This window comes from Rothia similimucilaginosa (assembly GCF_029850875.1).
GTDB lineage: Bacteria > Actinomycetota > Actinomycetes > Actinomycetales > Micrococcaceae > Rothia.
Genome location: NZ_JAOVAM010000003.1, coordinates 70,438 through 90,082 on the forward strand (window position 1 = coordinate 70,438; position 19,645 = coordinate 90,082).

Annotated in this window: 15 protein-coding genes and 1 tRNA gene; 8 read left to right on the forward strand and 8 right to left on the reverse strand. The window is 60.8% G+C overall.

Annotation, left to right across the window (positions count from 1 at the left end; genetic code table 11):
* Nucleotides 1–32: 32 nt before the first annotated feature.
* Nucleotides 33–1,562, reverse strand: a complete 1,530-nt coding sequence (locus tag QFX05_RS03150; protein ID WP_279740846.1) for a CpaF family protein — start codon at nucleotides 1,560–1,562, stop codon at nucleotides 33–35.
* 207 nt (nucleotides 1,563–1,769) lie between these two features.
* On the opposite strand from QFX05_RS03150, the gene QFX05_RS03155 reads away from it, so the two are divergent.
* Entirely contained in the window at nucleotides 1,770–3,767 is a 1,998-nt protein-coding gene (locus QFX05_RS03155) for a bifunctional 3'-5' exonuclease/DNA polymerase (RefSeq protein WP_279740848.1), read from the forward strand.
* A 168-nt stretch (nucleotides 3,768–3,935) separates the two neighbouring features.
* On the opposite strand, the gene QFX05_RS03160 is transcribed toward QFX05_RS03155, so the two are convergent.
* Nucleotides 3,936–4,715 (reverse strand): NUDIX hydrolase, encoded by a 780-nt coding sequence (locus QFX05_RS03160; RefSeq protein ID WP_279740850.1) that lies wholly within the window; start codon nucleotides 4,713–4,715, stop codon nucleotides 3,936–3,938.
* 50 nt (nucleotides 4,716–4,765) lie between these two features.
* A complete protein-coding gene (gene nth / locus QFX05_RS03165; protein ID WP_279740852.1) occupies nucleotides 4,766–5,692 on the reverse strand; it encodes an endonuclease III in 927 nt (308 codons plus the stop codon).
* Between the two features lie 132 nt (nucleotides 5,693–5,824).
* On the opposite strand from nth, the gene aroQ reads away from it, so the two are divergent.
* The gene (gene aroQ, locus QFX05_RS03170) at nucleotides 5,825–6,265 is read left to right on the forward strand and encodes a type II 3-dehydroquinate dehydratase (RefSeq protein ID WP_279740854.1); all 441 of its coding nucleotides are present in this window, start codon (nucleotides 5,825–5,827) and stop codon (nucleotides 6,263–6,265) included.
* A 116-nt stretch (nucleotides 6,266–6,381) separates the two neighbouring features.
* Here the strand turns inward: aroQ and QFX05_RS03175 are convergent, their stop codons facing one another.
* Nucleotides 6,382–7,560, reverse strand: coding sequence for a MarP family serine protease (locus tag QFX05_RS03175; RefSeq protein WP_279740856.1), 1,179 nt, complete (start codon nucleotides 7,558–7,560; stop codon nucleotides 6,382–6,384).
* Between the two features lie 447 nt (nucleotides 7,561–8,007).
* On the opposite strand from QFX05_RS03175, the gene QFX05_RS03180 reads away from it, so the two are divergent.
* Entirely contained in the window at nucleotides 8,008–8,685 is a 678-nt protein-coding gene (locus QFX05_RS03180; protein WP_012902921.1) for a Crp/Fnr family transcriptional regulator, read from the forward strand.
* Between the two features lie 144 nt (nucleotides 8,686–8,829).
* On the opposite strand, the gene QFX05_RS03185 is transcribed toward QFX05_RS03180, so the two are convergent.
* From QFX05_RS03185 to QFX05_RS03195, 3 genes are all read right to left on the reverse strand, one after another.
* Nucleotides 8,830–10,005: an NUDIX hydrolase gene (locus QFX05_RS03185; protein ID WP_279740860.1), complete on the reverse strand. Its 1,176-nt coding sequence runs from the start codon at nucleotides 10,003–10,005 to the stop codon at nucleotides 8,830–8,832.
* Nucleotides 9,998–10,480, reverse strand: coding sequence for a RidA family protein (locus QFX05_RS03190; protein ID WP_005508253.1), 483 nt, complete (start codon nucleotides 10,478–10,480; stop codon nucleotides 9,998–10,000). Before QFX05_RS03190 ends, QFX05_RS03185 begins: the two co-directional genes overlap by 8 nt.
* Before the next feature lie 185 nt (nucleotides 10,481–10,665).
* Entirely contained in the window at nucleotides 10,666–10,869 is a 204-nt protein-coding gene (locus QFX05_RS03195; RefSeq protein ID WP_005504647.1) for a DUF4177 domain-containing protein, read from the reverse strand.
* Between the two features lie 166 nt (nucleotides 10,870–11,035).
* Here QFX05_RS03195 and QFX05_RS03200 point away from each other — a divergent pair, with 166 nt between their 5' ends.
* From QFX05_RS03200 to QFX05_RS03220, 5 genes are all read left to right on the forward strand, one after another.
* Nucleotides 11,036–13,180: a transglycosylase domain-containing protein gene (locus QFX05_RS03200; protein WP_005508252.1), complete on the forward strand. Its 2,145-nt coding sequence runs from the start codon at nucleotides 11,036–11,038 to the stop codon at nucleotides 13,178–13,180.
* A 40-nt stretch (nucleotides 13,181–13,220) separates the two neighbouring features.
* A complete protein-coding gene (locus QFX05_RS03205; RefSeq protein WP_279740867.1) occupies nucleotides 13,221–14,234 on the forward strand; it encodes a metallophosphoesterase in 1,014 nt (337 codons plus the stop codon).
* A complete protein-coding gene (locus tag QFX05_RS03210; protein ID WP_005508250.1) occupies nucleotides 14,234–16,264 on the forward strand; it encodes an ABC transporter ATP-binding protein in 2,031 nt (676 codons plus the stop codon). Before QFX05_RS03205 ends, QFX05_RS03210 begins: the two co-directional genes overlap by 1 nt.
* Nucleotides 16,264–18,132: an ABC transporter ATP-binding protein gene (locus tag QFX05_RS03215; RefSeq protein ID WP_279740870.1), complete on the forward strand. Its 1,869-nt coding sequence runs from the start codon at nucleotides 16,264–16,266 to the stop codon at nucleotides 18,130–18,132. Before QFX05_RS03210 ends, QFX05_RS03215 begins: the two co-directional genes overlap by 1 nt.
* A gap of 109 nt (nucleotides 18,133–18,241) precedes the next feature.
* A tRNA-Pro gene (locus tag QFX05_RS03220) sits at nucleotides 18,242–18,315 on the forward strand.
* Between the two features lie 178 nt (nucleotides 18,316–18,493).
* Here QFX05_RS03220 and QFX05_RS03225 read toward each other — a convergent pair.
* Nucleotides 18,494–19,627: a hypothetical protein gene (locus QFX05_RS03225; RefSeq protein WP_279740872.1), complete on the reverse strand. Its 1,134-nt coding sequence runs from the start codon at nucleotides 19,625–19,627 to the stop codon at nucleotides 18,494–18,496.
* Between the last annotated feature and the right edge of the window lie 18 nt (nucleotides 19,628–19,645).

Consider the following 19,645-nt stretch of genomic DNA (forward strand, 5'->3'; position numbering starts at 1 on the left):
CCTTTCACATTTTTTGTTTCCCCTTTACGGAGTTAGTAGCCAACTTCAGAACCCACAGAAATACGCCTGACCTGCAGATACTCTTCGCTCCCCTCAGCTGCGGGGTGCAGGCTGTAGACGCCCTCGATACGGCGGCGTCCGTCCCGGTGTTCCAGGTGGATAATGCGCTCAAAAGCCGTCGCCGTATGTAGAGCGACCGTTCTACTGTCCAGTCCGGCGAGCGCACCCAGGGCGCACAAACGCAAGGGCACCGCCTGCGCGCTATTGGCGTGCAGGGTCGTTCCAGCACCGCGGTGACCAGTGTTCATGGCGGTCAGCAGGTGCACCACCTCCGCACCGCGGCACTCGCCGACCACGAGCCGATCCGGGCCCATACGCAGCGCCTGCACAATCAGCTCACCCAATCCAATTTCACCGACCCCTTCGGAGTTGGCGGCACGGGTTTTGAGGGCAATAACCTGTTCATGCTGCGGCGCGAGTTCTGCGGTGTCTTCGAGCAGGATGAGGCGCTCCTGCGGCTTGCACAGCCCCAGCAGGGCGTTGAGTAAGGTGGTTTTGCCGGTACCGGTACCTCCGCTAATGAGGAATCCGCGGCGTTCGGTCATCATGCGGTACAGGTAGGCGGCAGTCGCCTCATCGCACAGCCCAGCGGCCTGTAGCTGCGCTAGGGTGGGGCGCTCGCGGGCGGGTAGGCGCACGGAGAGCCGGGTGCGTTCACTCAGCGGCGGGATAATCGCATGGATGCGCCTGCCGTGCTCGTCGCTAATGTCAGCCGCCGGATGCGTGGCATCCAGCTGCCCGCCGTACCTGCGGATGAGCCGCTCAGCGAGCTCACGCACGCGCCGCTCATTGCCGAGGCTCAGCGCCACGGGGCGGGTGGTTCCGTTGATGCCCATCCAGATATCGCAAGGCGAATTCACGTAGATATCGGTGATGGTTCCGGCGCGTTGCCCCTCTTCAAGGAGCAAGTCGAGGGCGCCGAGGCCGTAGAGTTCCGTAGCGAGGTAGCGCAGCGCGGTCTGCCGGTTGACGGGCACGTATTCCACGCTGGGGTAGCTCCAGGAGACGGGGGCGGCTTGCACCGTTTTGGCGCGGAACTTTCGGGGCTTCACTACCCCCGTTCCCTCTTTGCTCGCGTTCCCCAGGTATCCGCCATCGATGGTGCAGATTGCCTCGTCCACGGCGTTTTCGAGAATCTCACTGAGGGGTTGGGGTTCTTGGAGTAATCCACCGTCCGCGGCACTCGCAGTGTTTGAGCTGCCTGCGGCAGTTCCCCCCTCTACAGGTGGGCGCTCCCCTGCAGTCTCAACACCAGCACTGAGCCCGGCGCTCAAACCACCCAGAGCGATAGCGCTCATCTGCGGCGATCGCAGGATCAGCTCGCGGGCGTGCAGGGCCACGGCGCGGGCGCGATAGTCTTCGGGAATGAGCAGGGCGGGCAGCGAGTGCGCGCGGATATCCGGCGCATACATGGTTGGACTCTGCGCGGTGCGGGTCGGGTAGCCGTTAGGGTTTGCGGTGTGGCTAGCTGTGTGCTCGGCGGGATTGTTGGAGGGGTTCATGACTCTAGGAGAGCATTGCGCCCGCCTCAATTTTTAAGAGAATGAGCGTTCTGTGGATAACTTCTCATGCACCCCGAATTATCCACAATGCACGCACCTCAAACGAACAAAACGCAGGCATCCGACGCTTTTATGACAAACCGCCTGTAAATTCTGGTGTTGGACACGCACCACCCGTTCTACCGACACATCCTCGATAATGGAAGAATGTACATTCTGCTCAGTCCTGCCACCGGCGCGGGTATTACCACCCAGACCGGCTCTCCCACGCACCCGGTCACCTCGGCTATTGCCGCGGGTGCGTCTTCGCGCGGTGCTCAGCCGGTGACCTCGTGGGGTGCTTTTCATTTTTCGGCGCCGACCGCTGAGCAGTTGCAGGACCCGACCTTTATTCCGCGGATTACGCGCGCTGACAGAGTAAGCGCGGCGAATCTTCCGGCGTATGTTCGAGAGGTAGAGCGGCAGGCGGCAGATTCAGCACAGGGGCGTTTTCCCCGCTGGATTTGGGCTGATACCCGCCACGTTGACCCGCTGCTTCTGCGCCGCGGGGTGCGGGTGCATCTGTGCCATGATTTGCGTCTGGTGCAGCGAATTTTGGTGACTGCCGCTACACATCCGAGCGGTTTTGTGGAGTACAGGCCGGTGCTGGATCTTTCTGATGTGTGTGAGGCGGTGGAGCCTCAGGGGTATCTGCCGGTGGCGCGGCAGATTCAGGGTCAGGAGGAGCTGTTCGGTGCTGATTTTTTGAGTGCACCCGCTACCAACGCCACCCAGTCCCCCGCAGATTCCTCCCCCGATTTCCTTGAGGCGGCGCCTCATGAGCCTTTTGCCCCGCAGTTGGCGGCGGGCCCGGTGACTCTGCTTCCGGAACATCCGGTGGTGCGCGTGCTGATGCGTGAGTGGCTGGCGCAGGCACGCGCTATCGGTGCGTCGAGGCACCCGGATCGGCTGCGTCTTTTGGCGGCGGCTGAGTCTGCCGGCGCGTTGGTGGCGGCTGAGATTGGCTATTACGGCATCCCGTTTAATGTGCAGGCGCATCATGAGCATCTGTGCGAGTTGTTGGGTCCGCGCCCGGTGCTTGGGGAGCGTCCGCAGAAGATGCAGGAGTTGGCGGAGCAGATTCAGCGCATGCTATTTATGCCGTCGTTGAACCCGGATTCGCCGCAGGATCTTTTGCGCGCTCTGCAGTCTGCGGGGGTTTCGGTGAAGTCTACGCGCTCGTGGGAGTTGAAGAGTTGGGCGGATGCGATTCCGGCTCAGCGGGAAAAGCGTTGGGCGCTGATTGACCCGATTCTGCGCTATAAAAAGCTGTACCGCATTTGGACTGCTAACGGCTGGACGTGGGCTGATACCTGGGTTTCTGAGGGTGCGTTCCGCCCGCATCTTGAGGTGGGTGGCGCCGCGACCGGGCGCTGGGGTGCTTCCGGCGGTGGTGCGTTGCAGCTGCCTGCGGAGATTCGTCAGGCGGTCCAGGCGCCGGAGGGTCAGGTACTGACTGTGACGGATGGCTCGCAGATTGAGCCCCGTATTCTGGCGGCGTTGAGCCGTGATGAGGCACTCGCTTCGGCGGGTCGTGGCGCTGACCTGTATGCGGGTATTGCCGAGTTGGCACGTATGAAGGGTGTGGGTTTGACGGAGCGTTCCCACGCGAAGGTGGGCATGCTGGCGATTATGTACGGCGGACGCAGCGGTGAGATTGGTGCCCTGTTACCGCATGTGGCGGAGCTTTTTCCGCAGGCGATGGAGTTTACAGAGCGCGCGGCTCGTATTGGTGAGGCGGGCGGTCAGGTGACGACTTTTTTGGGTCGTACATCCCCACCGGTGGATGAGCGTTTCCGTAAGATTGTGTCTGATCGGTCTTCACCTGCGGCTGAGTCGCGTGCAGTGTCGACTGCGCGTGCTCACGGGCGTATGACCCGCAATTTTATTGTGCAGGGCACAGCAGCTGAGTGGGCTCTGTGTTGGATGGGCGCGGTGCGTTCTCGTCTGTTGTCGGAGCGGATTTTTGGTATGCCGATGCGCACCCGCATTGTGTATTTTTTGCACGATGAGCTTCTGCTGTGCGGTCCTGAGCTGGAGGCCGATCGTGTGGAACGTATTGTGCGTGAGGGCGCTGCGGAGGCAGCACGTCTGCTTTTCGGTCGGGTTCCAGTTGATTTTCCGGTGTCGGTGGCTCGGGTGCGCAACTATGCAGATGGTAAATAATCAGCGGTAAATAATCAGCCGCACATAAGCGGCACCATACAAGGGTGAAAATAGGGGCGGTAAGTAGCTTCATCCAAGCTATCTGCCGCCCCTATATGCGCACTATTCTGCACCCTAATATCCGCTGGTCAGGCACTTATTCCAGTCGGTTTTTATTCCACTCGATTTTTATTCCTCATAGCCGGGTGCCGGGCGCATCTTTTTTGTATCCCAGGGCACGGTCCAGCCGAGCGAGTCGAAGATCCGGTCCAGCAGAATCGCGGTGAATCCCCACACGGTGAATTCCTCGCCGCCGGGCATATGCACCTCGAAGGCGGGGGTGCGGTGTGAGGTGCGGCCGCGTTTGACGTAGGCGGTGTGCCGGTTAGCGGGGTTGAGCAGATCACGCACGGGCACGCGGGCGATGAGCGCGGACTCGTTGTGGTCGACGACTTCGACGGGCACGGGGCTGTTCCACCAGCCGATGACGGGGGTGACCATGAAGTTGCTGATGGGTAGTGGCAGGGTGTGCAGCTGGCCGAGGATCTGCACACCGGCGGGGTCGAGCCCGGTTTCTTCGACCGCCTCGCGCAGGGCGGCTATGTGGGCGACGGGTTCGCCGGTGGTTGCTGCGAGTACGTAGTCTTCGGGATCGATTTTACCGCCGGGGAAGGCGGGCTGACCGGCGTGTGAGCGCAGGGTTGCGGCACGCACGAGGAGCAGTACATCCAGGTCGGCGCTAACGTTCTCGGGGCAGCCTTCAAATTCGCCGGTGGAGGGCGAGTTGTCGAGCACGCCGAAGAGAATCAGCACGGCGGCTTCTTTGCTCAAAGGGCTGGCGGGTGCGCTGCGCAGCAGGGCTTGGACGTCGAATTCCACGCCGCCATCTGCGAGAGCCGCCAGTGCCTGCTGGGCGGGGTGCTGTGCATCCTGCTCCGCCTGTTCAGGTTGTACCTCGGGTGCGCTCATCTGTGTACCTCTCTTCTGCGCGGCTGTATTCCGGTTTGGTTCAGTCGCCGTTAGGCGCTGAGCGGGTAGCCTTCTGCCATGAGTTCGCGGCGGGTTGCCCCCTGCAGGAATCGCAGGTGCAGGTCTTCTCGACCGGGTGCCATTTCGTATTTCATGAGTTTACGTGCTGCTTGTTCGTTCGTCTCCCCGGCTCCATAGGACGGGCAGAGATCGGCGACAGGGCATACGCCGCAGGCAGGCTTTTTGGCGTGGCAGATGCGGCGGCCGTGGTAGACCACGTGGTGTGAGAAAAGCGTCCAGTCCTTGCGTTCGATGAGTTCGGCGACGTCTTTTTCGACTGCTTCGGGGGCGTCTGCGGTGGTGAACCCCATGCGGCGGGCGAGGCGGCCGAAGTGGGTGTCTACGGTCAGTCCGGGCACGTCGAAGGCGTTTCCGAGGACCACGTTCGCGGTTTTGCGGCCGACCCCGGCGAGTTCTACGAGCTCTTCGAGAGTTGAGGGAACCTGCCCGTTGTGGCGTTCTACAAGCTGCTGGGAGAGGGTGACGATGGAGCGTGCCTTGGCGCGGTAGAAGCCGAGGGACTGAATGTAGGGTTCGACCTCTTCGGTACGTGCGGAGGCGAGCGCGGCAGCGTCCGGATAGCGTACGAAGAGTGCACCAGTGACGGAGTTAACGCGCACGTCGGTGGTTTGTGCCGAGAGCACGGTGGCGATGAGCAGCTCGAAAGGGTTGTCGAAGTCGAGTTCTGCGACGGCGTAGGGGTAGGTTTCGCCGAGGATGCGGTTGATTTTGCGGGCACGGCGCACGGTGGCGAGGTGGCTTTCGGGTGCGCGTGCATTGAGGCGGCGGGCGGCGGCTGCGGCTTTGAATTCGGGAACGAATCGGATCTGCAGGAGCGATTCGGTATTCTCTGCCGCAGTGTTGCGTGCTGCGGTATTCTGTACGTCTGCTGCGGGCTGGGTGGCGTTCTCGGTCATAGCGCGAGGGTACCGGGTTCAGGTGCGTGGGCGGTAGCGAGGTTCACCGTACTTGGCTCGCTCACCATCATTTTTCTGGGCAGTTCGCGTCGACTATCGCTCAGCGGGCGTCTGCTGTGCCACACTGGTTTTATGTCAGATACGATTTTTGTGCTTAATGGACCGAATTTGAACCTGCTTGGGCAGCGCCGCCCCGAGGTGTACGGCTACACCACTCTGCACGATATTGAGCGTATGGTGCGTGAGCGCGCGGCGAATCATGGTTTTGACGTTGAGTTTATGCAGTCAAATTATGAGGGGGCACTGGTAGATGAGATTCAGCGTGCTCGTACTCGTGGCGCGGCGATTATTATTAACCCGGCGGCGTACACGCACACTTCGGTGGCGCTGCACGATGCGCTGGAGGCCGCTGAGCTTCCGGTGGTTGAGGTGCACCTGTCGAATGTGCATCGTCGTGAGCAGTTCCGTCATCATTCGTTCGTGTCGCCACAGGCTACTGCGGTGATTGCCGGTGCGGGTGCGTACGGATACGTCATGGCGGTTGATTTCCTGTCACAGCACCTCGCGGAATAACAGTGCAGCATCTGGTGGAATAGCCCAGCGCGCCGCCTCCTTTCGTTAAATAGTTCAGGCTCCCGTTCCTTACTTGAGGGCGGGAGCCTGAACCTTTATCGCTATCTAGCGGCTGGTTACTTACGGCAGGATCCGGTGGAGACTGCGGCGGTGTTGTCGCCCCCTTCAGCCAGTGCCTGCTTGAGGGTGCTTGCGGTGACGGCGTAGCCGGCCTTACCGGTGGTTGCCTTACCGAAGATCACGCCGACCACGTTGCCGTTTTCGTCGAGGACGGGGCCGCCGGAGTTGCCGTGCTGCACGTCGGCTGCCAGCTGGTAGACCTGGCGCATGGCGTTGGCGCGGCCGGTGTCGGCGTCGATGGTCTGGGTGTTGCCGATGCCCTGCACGGTGGCGGGTATTGCTTTGAGCGGGCCGCCCTTGGGGTAGCCCATGAAGGTTACGAGGCTACCTGCGGTGGCGTTGTTGCCGATGCTCAGCGGTTCGAGCGGCAGCTTGGGGACGCTGATGAAGGCGATGTCCTGTTTGCTGTCCATGTAGACGACGGTGCCGGGCCAGGTGCGGCCGCGGGAGTCCTGTACTACCGGAGAGGTTACGCCGGCAACCACGTGTGCGTTGGTGACGACCAGGCCGTTATCAGCTACGAAACCGGAGCCGGTGGAGGTGTAGCCGCACTGCTCGGCAGCGCCCAGAATCTCAACCACGGAGGCAGCCGCCCGATTCAGTGCCGCGGATTCTACGGTCTGGGTGGGGGCACTGGTTTCGGGAGCGATGAGCTCGCTGACTTCCGGAATGGTCCCGAAGGCGAGCACATCATTGCGTACCGTATTGATGCGGTCCTTAACAATCTCGGGGGTGGAGGCGACCATCCAGGAGAGGGTCTTGGAGTCGCTGAGCGCAGTGTTAAGCTGCGGGATGGGTACGGTGCGCATGGAGATGGTCAATACGACCATGACCAGGGCGCAGGCGGCGAGGTTCAGCACGCCGCCGAAGAAGCGTTCAATTCCCTTGAGCGGGGTGATGTCGGTGACGCGGCGGATGGTACGTCCGGCAAGGAGACCGAGCCACTGTCCGATGGTCAGGCAGATGATGAGCACACTGACGGCGGTCATGAGGCTCCACTGGGATCCCACGGATGCTACTGCGAGGGGTACGAGCCAGGCTGCGGCGCAGACGCCCAGGCCCAGGCCGAGGAAGGTTCCGAGAGTGGTGAAAAATCCGCTGCGGACTCCGGCGAGGAAGTAGAGCAGCAGGATGATGGGGATAGCAATATCAAGCAGGTTGATGCCAGTCGTCATGACTAATTGCCTCCTTGGTGGGTAGAAGTGGTCACGGTGTGCTCATTGTGGTTGGTGTGGGCTGTGCCCGGTGAGTGTGGTGGCGCGTTAACACCCGGTGGTGGGTGCGGCGAGCTGGTATACCCGGGGCGTGGAGACAGTAGCTTCCTTGTCATGAGGGCGTCAGCATGCTTAGTGCCGATAAAAGTACACACCTGAATGCCTGATATTAGGTGGTGAACCTGTGGGGAAGCTTTGAATTTACTCGAAAGAAATAACTTTTGTTGCAAAGCTCGCTGTATCGGAATGCGTGAAGCGCTTTTTTAGGGTACGCTCATATCAGTTGAATATGTCACACCAGCTTGACCCTTCTCACATTTTAGATGTTGAGACGCATGACATCGGTTCGGGCTCACTCACTGAACATTTATGAGTTTCGGCTCATCACCTCATATCTAGGAGAACTTTATGGATCTCGAGATCCTCCGTCGTACCCCTCTCTTTGCTAACCTCGACGACGCAGCTTTCGCTCTGCTGACCGATGATATTCAGGAGATTGACCTCTCCCGCAACGCGGTCCTCTTCTACGAGGGCGACCAGGACGACCAGCTCTTCGCTGTGCTCTCCGGTAAGGTCAAGCTGGGTCGCACCGCCGCTGACGGCCGCGAGAACATGGTCGCAATCATGGGTCCCGGTGACGTCTTCGGCGAGATGGCTCTCTTCGATCCTTCACCCCGTTCGACCAACGCTGTGGCTGTCTCTGAGACTCGCCTGGCTGCCATCAAGCACGAGTCCTTCAAGCGTGCACAGCAGCTCGATCCCACTATCTCCGATCAGGTTATTAAGACTCTGGCTCGCCGCCTGCGCCACGCTAACGAGGCATTGGCTGACCTGGTCTTCTCCGACGTTCCCGGCCGCCTCGCTAAGGCACTACTGGACTTGGCTGATCGCTTCGGCCGCCCCGCGACCGACGGCGTGCTCGTTGCTCACGAGCTGACTCAGGAAGAGCTGGCACAACTGGTTGGCGCATCCCGCGAGACCGTGAATAAGGCTCTTGCCGAGTTCGTTTCCCGCGGCTGGATTCGCCTGGAGGCACGCGCAGTTGTCATTCTCGACCTGCCCCGCCTGCGCCAGCGTTCCCGCTAAAGCCTTTTTGCGTTAGGGCGTTCTAGGGCGCCTTCATTGAAAGACATGCGACTTAAATAGATTAGGAGCCGTTTCCCATGTAGAGGGAAACGGCTCCTGATTTCTTTCACGCTTTATCGTATGGGCGCGCATTGCGGCAGTTCGTTAGAACACACCCATTGCACCGGTGTACACGCTACCGGTGGTTGCCGGAACCACCTCGGTGAAGGAGAGCATGCACGCACCATTGTGGGTCACGAGCACGGGCTTCTTCACCTCAATATTACGGCGCTTGGACAGCCACGCCACGGAAGTCTGTGCCTTCGCCAGCGATTCAAGCATGCACATCACCCCGGGGGTAATAAGCTGGTCGAGGGTACGGCCCACCGTGTTGAACTGTCCGATGCGGTCGCCCAGTTCACTGGTGTCCTTGGCTTCAAGCAGTTCACGCACGTTCAGCCAGTCACCCCACACACCCTTACCGAGCAGTAGCTTCGGGTCCTGGCCCACGGGCAACGCCGTGGTGAAGTAGGCGATATCGTAACGCTTGAGGAAGAAATCCGGGGACTGCCAACGCGCGACCGGGCGTAGCAGATCAGCGCGTACGCTCAAACCGCTGGAGGTCAAGAAGTCAGAGAAGCTCTTCTCCTGCTTGGCAACTGCTTCACGCCACGCCATGAGCTCAGGGGTGCTAGAGCGCTCCACTACGTCCTGTTCGTCCTCGCCGGCAAGCAAAATACCAGTCTCTTCAAAGCATTCACGCACGGCAGCCATGACGCTGCGGCGTGCCTGCGCAATATCGGAGAAGTGGAATTGGTCCTGCCAGTAGTCGGCGCCGGGACCCACCCAGGAGGCAGACTCATCATCACCGGGAAGAGCCGTACCGCCGGGGAAAGCCACCACGCCCAACGGCGAACTGCCGGGGCGGTAGGTCAGAATCGTTTCAAGGCCGTTGTCACCATCGCGCACAAAAATGACGGATGCCGCCTGGCGCATCGTGCAGCCGGTCGCACCTTCGTTACCGCCTTCACGCCAACTTTCGGCTGCGGTGCGCATGAACTCGGGAATCGTGTAGAGACGCTGGATGCAGGAGGTTCGCGGGTTAGCCGCAGACTGGCGGCCGGTAAACATGCGGGGGCGTTCCACGCCTTCAGCCGGGGTGGGGGTGCCGAAGCGGCGTTCCTGCACCGGCAGGGGCAGAGTCTTGATATCCTGCGATTCGCCGGATCCGTGACCGTCGATACCGTTCACCGTCTTTTGGGCGCCACTTTGTGCTGCCCGCTGAGCCTGGGCAGCACGAATAGCAGACAGCGGCAGCGCGCCGGTGTACAGATTAGACATATTCAACAATGATCTCGACCTCTACGGGCGAGTCCAGGGGAAGAACGGGAACGCCGACGGCGGAGCGGGCGTGCTGGCCTGCCTCACCGAAGATTTCGCCGAGCAGTTCGGAGGCACCGTTAATGACGGCGGGCTGAGCGGTGAAGTTCACCTCGGATGCCACGAAGCCGACAACCTTCACGACGCGCTGCACGCGGTCCAGGTCGCCAATGACGGACTTGACCGCTGCCAGGGCGTTGAGCAGGCTGATACCCGCGTACTTCTTCGCATTCTCGGGGGTCACGAAGCCTTCAGCACCGGAGTCGGACACCTTACCAGTTTCGGGCAGGGCGCCCTCAACGAAGGGCAGCTGGCCGGAGGTGTACACGTAGGAGCCGGAGGTCACCGCGGGAACGTATGCGGCAACGGGGGCGGGTGCTACGGGCAGTTCGTAACCGAGTTCGCGGATACGTGCTTCAATACGGGATTCAGTCATGATTACTCCAGAAGGATGGCGGGTGATGGCACCCAAACGGTGATAGGGGAAATGCCGTAAATCTAAACGCTACTGATATTCAGGCAGCTGTTAAACGGCTAACCGGCGGCCTTCCTCATCTATTCCCGCGCTCCCCTAGTTAAAGGAGAGCCGGGATAGCGAGGTGACCGCCGGGTACGCTGCTCTTAGTCAGCCTTCTCGCGCTTAAAGTAGGCGATGGGGTTGCCCTGAGTCGGAGCGACCATGTTCGATGCGGGGGTTGCACCGGCAGGTGCGGAGGCACCGGGCAGCACGGTGACGAGCTCCCAGCCATCTTCACCCCAGTTATCGAGGATTGCCTTGGTCGTGTGGATCATCAGCGGTACAGTTGCGTATTCCCATTTCTTCATACCCTCTAGCCTAGCTTTCAGGGTCGAATAAGTAAAAGGGATTAACTATGGTTTCGGTCAATGTCCGGGGCTTTTTGGGGCTTTATTCTCAGCGCTGAGGCGCCCACCTCCCTGTGGGGCGGCGAGACGGGCTTTCTCTCACAGCTTCATGGGATAAACTGAATGAATGGCTTCATCTAAGAAAACCCGTGCGCGTCGCCGCCCGGGAGATTTTTTGCAGTTCCTCGCGTTCAGCGTGATTGCCGGTTTCCTCGCGGCAATTATTGTCGTACCCCCGGCAGTGAGTGCCGGTATGGTCGCGAACGCGTCGATGTCATGGTTCCAGGACCTTCCTGACGACATTGCCGATGGCATTTCCTCCCGTCCTTCTACTATTTACGCTGCTGATGGCAAGACCGAAATCGCAACCTTCTTTGAAGAGAACCGTGAACCGGTCAAGCTGGATCAGATTTCTCAGCACATGAAGGACGCTATCGTATCAGTGGAGGACCGTGACTTCTACAACCACGGTGCGGTCTCCGCTATCGGTATCGGTCGTGCGTTCTTGAACAACATCATTAACTCCAACAGCGGCCGCCGTCAGGGTGCATCTACCCTGACCCAGCAGTACGTTAACAACCTCATTGTTGACTCCGCTGTGGCTCGTGGTGAGGACGCTACCGCAACCCTGAACGGTAACAAGACCTACGCCGCAAAGATTCGCGAGATGAAGCTTGCGATTTCTATGGAGCAGAACAAGTCCAAGGACGAGATCCTTGAAGGCTACCTGAACATCGTGAACCTTGGCGGTTCGAACTACGGTGTTGAGGCTGCTGCACAGTACTACTGGGGTATTTCCGCTAAGGACCTGAACGTGGCACAGTCCGCGCTTTTGGCTGGTCTGGTGCAGGCACCGAACGTGTACGACCCGACCGTGAACCCCGAGCTCGCCCGTGAACGCCGCGACATCGTTCTGGGCACTATGCTCCGCGACGGCAAGATTTCCGACAAGGAATACAGCGACGCCATCGCCAGCGACATTAAGCTCAACGTCCATACCAAGTCCCAGGGTTGCTCCCTGGCAGGCGACAAGGCGTTCTTCTGCCGCTACGTGGTCAACTACCTGCTGCAGGATGAGTCCCTCGGCGCAACCGCTGAGCTGCGTAACACCGCCATCAAGCGTGGCGGCCTGAAGGTGATCACCACCCTGAACCCCGAGGCTCAGACCGCGGCAAAGCAGGCAGTTGACTCCACCCAGCCGGCAGCAACCAACTGGAACGACGTGAACTCCGCGCTGACCAGTGTTGAGCCCGGCACCGGCCGCGTCATCGCGATGGCACAGAACACCGAGCTCGGTAGCCCCGCAGACGCAAACGACCACTCCAAGACCGAGTACAACTACAACGTTGATAGCGCCTACGGTGGTACCCGCGGCTTCCAGCCCGGTTCAACGTTCAAGCCGATTATTCTGGCTCAGTGGCTCATCAGCGGCCGCGGCGCTAACGCTACCGTGAACGGCACCCAGCTGTTCTGGCCCACCAGCTTCGGCTGGAACGCCAAGTGCTACGACGGCGGCAAGTACTACTACACCGGTCAGCCGAACGGCTGGTCCTACAAGAACGCAGTCAACGGCGGCCTGACCTACGGTACCGCTGCATACGGTATTCGCCAGTCGCTGAACTCGTACCTGTACGGCATGCTCTCCCAGATTGACCTGTGCGATGTGCACGACCTGTCCATCAAGATGCACGCCCTGGATGGTACCGGCGAACCGCTGCACAGCATCCCCGACCTGGGTACCAACATTGGTGGTACCAAGTACGGTATCTCCCCGCTGACCAGCGCATCCATGTACGCTATCTTCGCTTCTGAGGGTAAGTACTGCACCCCGCGCCCCATCGAGAAGATCACCAAGACCAACGGTGAAACCATGAAGGAATACCAGAACCAGTGTGAGCAGGTTCTGGATCCGGACATCGCGAACGGTGTCAGCTGGGTTCTGAAGGGTGTTATCCAGCCTGGCGGTTCCGCTTCTCAGCGCGGTATTGGTCTGCCGAACGGTTCGGCTGCGAAGACCGGTACGAACGATAACTCCTCCCAGACCTGGCAGGTTGGCTACACTCGTGGCCTGTCCACCGCGTCTTGGGTTGGTTCTAACAACCTCGGCTTCCGTTCCCTGAACGGTGTGGGCATTAACGGTCGTGTTCTGAACTATGTGGATGGTGCGACCTACGCCGGTGCTCAGTGGCAGTCGTTCATGAAGACGATCGCACCGAAGTACAACACGAAGGACTTCACCACCCCCAGCGATAAGATTCTGTCGTACAGCTAGAATCACAGCTCATCAGCTGAAGCCTGAAAGGCGATTGATAATGTGTGAAAACGCAGTCAACGCCCGCGTCCCCGTGGCGGTCCCCGGCGCACGCGGCCCCTCCCCGCTCCTGAAGAAGGTAGCGGGGGCGGTAGCCGCCACTGCAGCCTTGGGGGCCGCCACGGCGGCGTATGGGCACTTTATTGAGCTGAACAATTTTCAGCTCCGCACCGAGTCCCTGCCGGTGTTGCCCGCCGGTAGTCCTGACTTCAGGATTCTGCATATTTCGGATATGCACATGATCCCGGGCCAGCAGAAGAAGATTGATTTCATGCACTCGCTAGCTGCCCTGGAGCCGGATTTGGTGATGAACACGGGCGATAATCTCTCCCACGTGGACGGTATGGGTCCGCTGCTGGAGGCGCTCGACCCGCTCATGGATTTCCCCGGCGTGTTTGTGCCCGGCTCGAATTGCTATTTCGCGCCCGTCTTCAAGAACCCGGCACGCTACCTGTGGCAGCCGCGCACCCCGCAGATGATTGAGGAGGGCTCGCGTGTAGCACTGCCCATTGAGCGGATGCACGAGGCGTTCGAGTCGCGCGGCTGGACGGGCCTGGTCAACCGCTACGATACGCTGAACCTTAAGGGTCTGCGTCTGGAGTTCTCCGGTGTGGATGACCCGCACCTGCGCTACGATGAGCACCCCGGCTTCGCTCCCGGCGCCTTCGATGAGGGTGAGGAGCCGAGCGTCCGTATCGGCGTGGCGCACGCCCCCTATATGCGTACCCTGCACCGCTTCGTGCAGGACGGTGCGCAGGCTATTTTTGCCGGTCATACGCACGGCGGTCAGGTCTGCCTGCCCGGCGGTCATGCCCTGGTCAGCAACTGCGATTTGCCGCCTTCGCGTGCGAAGGGTGTCAGTGAGCAGTCCGGTATTCCGGTTCAGGTTTCTGCCGGTTTGGGTACCTCTCGTTTTGCGCCGGTGCGTCTGTTCTGCCCGCCGGAGGCAATCCTGGTGACCCTCACGGCTCGCGATAAGGGTGAAGCCGCCGCTTCGAAAGGTGGCCGCCGCTAATGTCCGAGGCTTCTACAGCACGCACGCCTAAGCGGCGCCGCAACCCCTTCCTGGAGACCGCGAGCGAACCAACCCCCAGCCCAATCGACTACGCGCACGGTCAGCGTGCCCCGCACACCCTCGCCGCGTATGCGCGTCCGATTCGTGTGCGCTGGGGCGTGGGTCTGCTCGTGGCGTTCGGTGCCGGTGCCCTTGAGATTTCCATCCCGCAGGTACTGCAGATTATTGTGGATCATCTCTCGCAGAGCACCACCGAGAGCGCCATCTGGATTGCCGGCGGCCTGGTGCTTCTGCTGGGTATTGCGCATGCCTCCTTCATGTATTGGAGGCGCTGGCTGATTGTGGACCCGACCTCCACGATTGAGCTGTCCATGCGCATGAACTTCTTTGACCGCCTGCTCAGTGCCCCGCTTTCTCTGCTGGATCGTTGGCCCTCCGGTCAGTTGCTGACCCGCTCCATGAGCGATTTGGGGACGATTCGCCGTTGGTTGTCTTTCGGTATTGTTCAGATGCTGACTGTTGCGGTGATGTTCCTGGTCGGTGGCTTCTTCATGCTGCGTTCTTCGCCGTCTCTGGCGCTGGTGTTCGTGGTGACCGTGCCTATTCTGGTGCTGTCGCTGGTGAACTTCACCCGCAAGTACTACCGCGCTTCACATGAGATTCAGCAGATGACGGGCGACCTCTCCACCCGCATTGAGGAGTCGGTGCGCGGCATCCGCGTGATTAAGGCGCTGGGCCGCTCCCCCGAGCAGATTCAGGAATATTCCGAGTCGGTGGACGCCCTGCAGGTGCGCGAGTACGGCAGGTCGATGCTGGTGGCTCGTGTTGCCCTGTACCAGGGCCTGATTGTGGGTGTCTCCACGGCGGTGGCGCTGGCTGTGGGCGCTTCGCAGGTTGCGGCGGGCACCTTGAGCCTGGGCGCGATGACCGCCTACTTTGCGGTGCAGACGACCGTGCTCAGCCACGTGACGCGCTCGACCGCGCTGATGTCTGCCTATTTAAGCTATAAGGTGGCATTGGAACGCCACAACGAGGTTATGGACGAGCCCGGCTTTGAGGCGGTGCCGCTGGTTCGTGGCTCCGCGGCTGTGTCTGGGCCCGAGCATCCGCAGGGTGCTTCTGATTCGTCAACAGTAGCTGGAGTGTCTGCCGAGGGCGGCTCCGGGAAGGAAACTATGCAGTACCCCAGCGGTGGCGCAGTATCTGTCACTTTCGATCACGTTCAGTTCAGCTACGATGCTGCCGAAGCACCTGTTTCTGCTGAGGATACCGACGCGAACTCTGAGGTGAAGGCACCCGAGGTTTCGGTGCTGAAGGACGTAAACTTCAAGGTCTTCCCGGGTGAGATTCTGGCGCTGGTGGGTGCAACCGGTAGCGGCAAGTCGACCGTGCTGTCGCTGGTTCCGCGTTTCTACGAGCCGACCTCCGGTTCCCTGCGTTTTGGCACCCGAGATACCGCCGACATGTCTCTTGAGGAGGTGCGCGCCCAGACCGCATTCGTCTTTGAGGAGGCGGTACTCTTCTCCGGCACGGTCCGCGAGAACGTACTGATGGGCGTTGCCGAGCAGTACGAGCACGGCACCGAGGATGAGGACTACCCCGCCGCAGAAGAGCTGGAGGCGACCCTCCAGACCGCGCTGCAGCTGGCTGCGTGCGATTTCGTGGCGGAGCTTCCGCAGGGTCTGGATACCGTCATTGGTGAGGAGGGTCTGAGCCTTTCGGGTGGTCAGCGTCAGCGTCTGTCGTTGGCGCGCGCTTTGGCGAAGCGCCCCTCCGTGCTGCTGCTGGATGACCCGTTCTCGGCGCTGGACGTGAACACCGAGGAGCGTATTATTACCGGCCTGCGTGAGGGTCTGGAGGGCCTGGGCGGCGCTACTACCCTGTTGACGGCGCACCGCCCCTCCACGGTAGCTCTGGCTGACCGCGTGCTGCTGATGGTTGATGGTGCCGTGGTCGCTGAGGGCACTCACGCTGAGCTGATGGACTCTTCGGAGCAGTACCGTCAGCTGATGACGATGGAGGAGGGCTAATGGCCCATCATCGTCCGGCGGAGCCGCGGGAGCAGATGAGCCCGCAGGAGCGCGCGGAGACCCGTGAACGCTCGATGGCGCTGCTACGCCAGATGTTGCGCCCGCACCGTGGGGCGTTGGCTCTGTCGATTATTTCGGTGCTTTTGGTCTCGGGTTCCTCGGCGATTGCGCCGATTCTGATTGCCCGCGTCCTGGATAGTTCCATTGAGCCACTCAAGCAGGGTGACGTTTCTCCCCTGCTGACCCTGCTGGTATTTTTTGTGGCGGCTACCGCGGTGACCGCGATTTTTTCGTGGGTCAACGTGGCGTACACGGTGCGTGTGTCGCTGGGTGTGGTGGTGTACCTGCGTAAGCGGGTGTTCCGTCACGCGCAGTCGCTGAGCGTGTCGTTCCATGAGCGGTACACCTCGGGCAAGGTCATTTCGCGTTTGACCAGCGATATTGATACGGTCCGCAGCTTCTTGGACAGCGGCATCAGCCAGTTGGCGATTACCTTGCTGTCCATGGTGATTTCTGCGGTCGCTATTTTCCTTCTGGATTGGCGTATTGGTCTGTTTATGCTGGTCATGGGCGTGCCGATTTACTTCTTGACGCGCTGGTTCCAGAAGGCTGCGGTGCCGGTTTTCCGTACGATGCGTACCGAGTCTGCGCATTTGACGAGCCGTTTTGTGGAGACTTTTACGGGTATCCGCGCGGTGAAGGCGTTTGGTGCGGAGGCGCAGATGCGTTCCGAGTACGCTCAGGCGTCGGAGCGTTACCGTCTTGCGGTGATGGATTCGATTAAGATTTTCGGCGTCTACTCGCCTGTGCTGATGCTTTTGGGCAATGTGTTTATTGCCGGTGCGCTGGTGCTGGGTGGTTATGCGGTGCTGGGCGGCACCATGCAGATCGGTACCCTGCTGGCGCTGGTGATTTACGCGAACCGCGTGTTTGAGCCGGTCATGCAGCTCTCTGAGTTCTACAACATGTTCCAGTCGGCGATGTCCGCGCTGGAGAAGCTGTCGTCGTTCTTGGCTGAGGAGCCGGAGGTTGCTGAGCCGGAGCATCCGCATGAGCGCGCTGTAGAGTCTGCTTCTGAATCTAGCGTTGCTGAGGGCGGATCCGGCAAAGTTCAGGGTGCTCTGGTGGAGCTGGATTCGGCGGTCTTTGGGTACACGTCGGATCGTCACGCTTTGAAGGAGACGAGCCTGCGCATTGAGCCGGGTACGACCGTGGCGCTGGTGGGTGCTACGGGTGCCGGTAAGTCGACGATCGCTAAGCTGGTGGCTCGTTTCTACGATGTTTCAGCCGGTCAGGTGCGTATTGACGGCGTGGATGTCCGCCAGCTGGCGGATGCGCAGCTGCGCCGTGAGGTGCTCATGCTGACCCAGGAGGTGTTCCTGTTCTCCGCGTCGATTCTGGAGAATATCCGCATGGGTAACCCGCAGGCGACCGATGAGCAGGTGAAGGCTGCCGCAAAGGCGGTGGGTGCTGACGCGTTCATTGAGCGTCTGCGTGAGGGCTACGAGTCACAGCTGGGCCGTGGCGGTATTACCCTGTCGGCGGGTCAGCGTCAGCTGGTGTCCTTTGCTCGCGTGTTCTTGGCGAATCCGCGGGTGCTGATTCTGGATGAGGCGACGGCTTCGCTGGACATTCCGAGTGAGCGCGCGGTGCAGGCGGCGCTGCGGACCGTGTTGGCGGGGCGTACGGCGCTGGTGATTGCGCATCGCCTCTCGACGGTTCTGAGCGCTGATCGCGTGCTGGTGATTCATGAGGGGTCCGTGGTGGAGGATGGCTCCCCGCAGCAGCTGATTGCTTCCGGCGGTCGTTTTGCGGCGATGTACGCCTCCTGGGATGAGCTGAATCAGGTTCAGGAGGCTGAAGCCTAGAACCTTTATTTGCCACTCCCCGACCGGTGGCGTGCCGCTGTGTTGCGTTCTGAATTTTTTTGGGTTATCCTAGGTGAGTTGCCTACGGTATTCGCTGATAGGTCAACATCGGGATGTGGCGCAGCTTGGTAGCGCGCGTCGTTCGGGACGACGAGGTCGCAGGTTCAAATCCTGTCATCCCGACAGTTAGCCCCGGTCCATTGGACCGGGGCTTTGTCGTACCCGCAGCATTTCTGATGCAGGTGCCTAAGCAGACTCCGGCGCAGATTCTGTTGCAGATGCTGAGTACATAGAAGCGACCCCCTACCCGCGTAGATACACAGGTAGGGGGTCGCTTTCTAGGTTGTTGGTTTTCAGCCGCTTAGCCGCGCCCGGAGATGAGGGCGAGAATCGCCTCCAGGGGTCCGCGTCCGGCAATGGAGCGTGCCATGCGCGACCAGAGGGTGCAGAAGCCCAGGGCGATTGCGGCGCCGAGCAGAAGGAAGGCGCTCCAGTACACGGCGGTGCCCCAGCCTCCGGTAGCTATATAGTGCTCGCCCGCGGTGAGAGCCTTGACGGTGGGACCTGCGTAGATGATGATTCCGCTCAGAACAATGGATGCACTCAGCGACATCTGGCCCAGGCGGGCGATCGGGGTGAGCATTCCCGTCTGCGCGGAGAGCAGACGCGCACATTCAGCCCAGAAGTACAGGGTTGCCGCCAGGTTCAGGGTCAGTAGCACCTGCGGGCTGTTGAGGAAGCCCAGCTCGGTGTAGGGGTTGAAGGTGCGGTAGACGGCAAGCGCCAGCACGGCGAGTACCACGGGGATGGCTAGCTTGGCTTGCAGGTTGTCGTAAAGGCGCACGAGCACAATGCCCAGGCACATGACCCAGATGAGCTGTGCGCTCTGCGCGTGGTTGACGCCGTGGGTTGCCAGGAAGGGTAGCTGGACGGCGGTCCACGCATCTGCCTGGGCGGCTACGTCCATGAGCAGGGTGTAGGTCCAGGTAATGAAGGGGCTGGTGACTACCGCTAGCACTGCGATTGCCCACAGGGGAAGGTGCACGACGAATAGGGTCAGCAGGGTGAGTAGCGCCAGGTGCACGAGCATGTCGAAGGGCAGGGAGTAGGAGAAGCCCTGCGCGGGTACGGTCACGTCAGCTTGCGGCAGGTAGGTGATGCCCTGCATGAGTGCCACGCCCAGCAGGAGTAGCGCGAGGAATCGCACGATGGTTCCGGCGAAGAGCTGCGGAAAGTTTGCGGTGCGGGCGTAGCGCCAGGCGGCGGCACCCAGGATTGCGGCGAAGAGCGGTTCAGCCGGCACGAGGGTCTGCGGGATCCAGAACTTCCAGGACACTGGGATCAGTTGCAGCCAGTATCCGAAGGGGATGAGCAGGCTGAGCACGGCGAAGGCGCGGGCGAGGTCGAGCCCGAGGTCGCGTCGGGTGCCTCCGAGGGAGGCGGCGCGTGCCCCGCTGCTGACGGTGGGGATGGGTTGTGTGCGCCCTGCTGCCATGTCCTCGCTCCTTGTAGT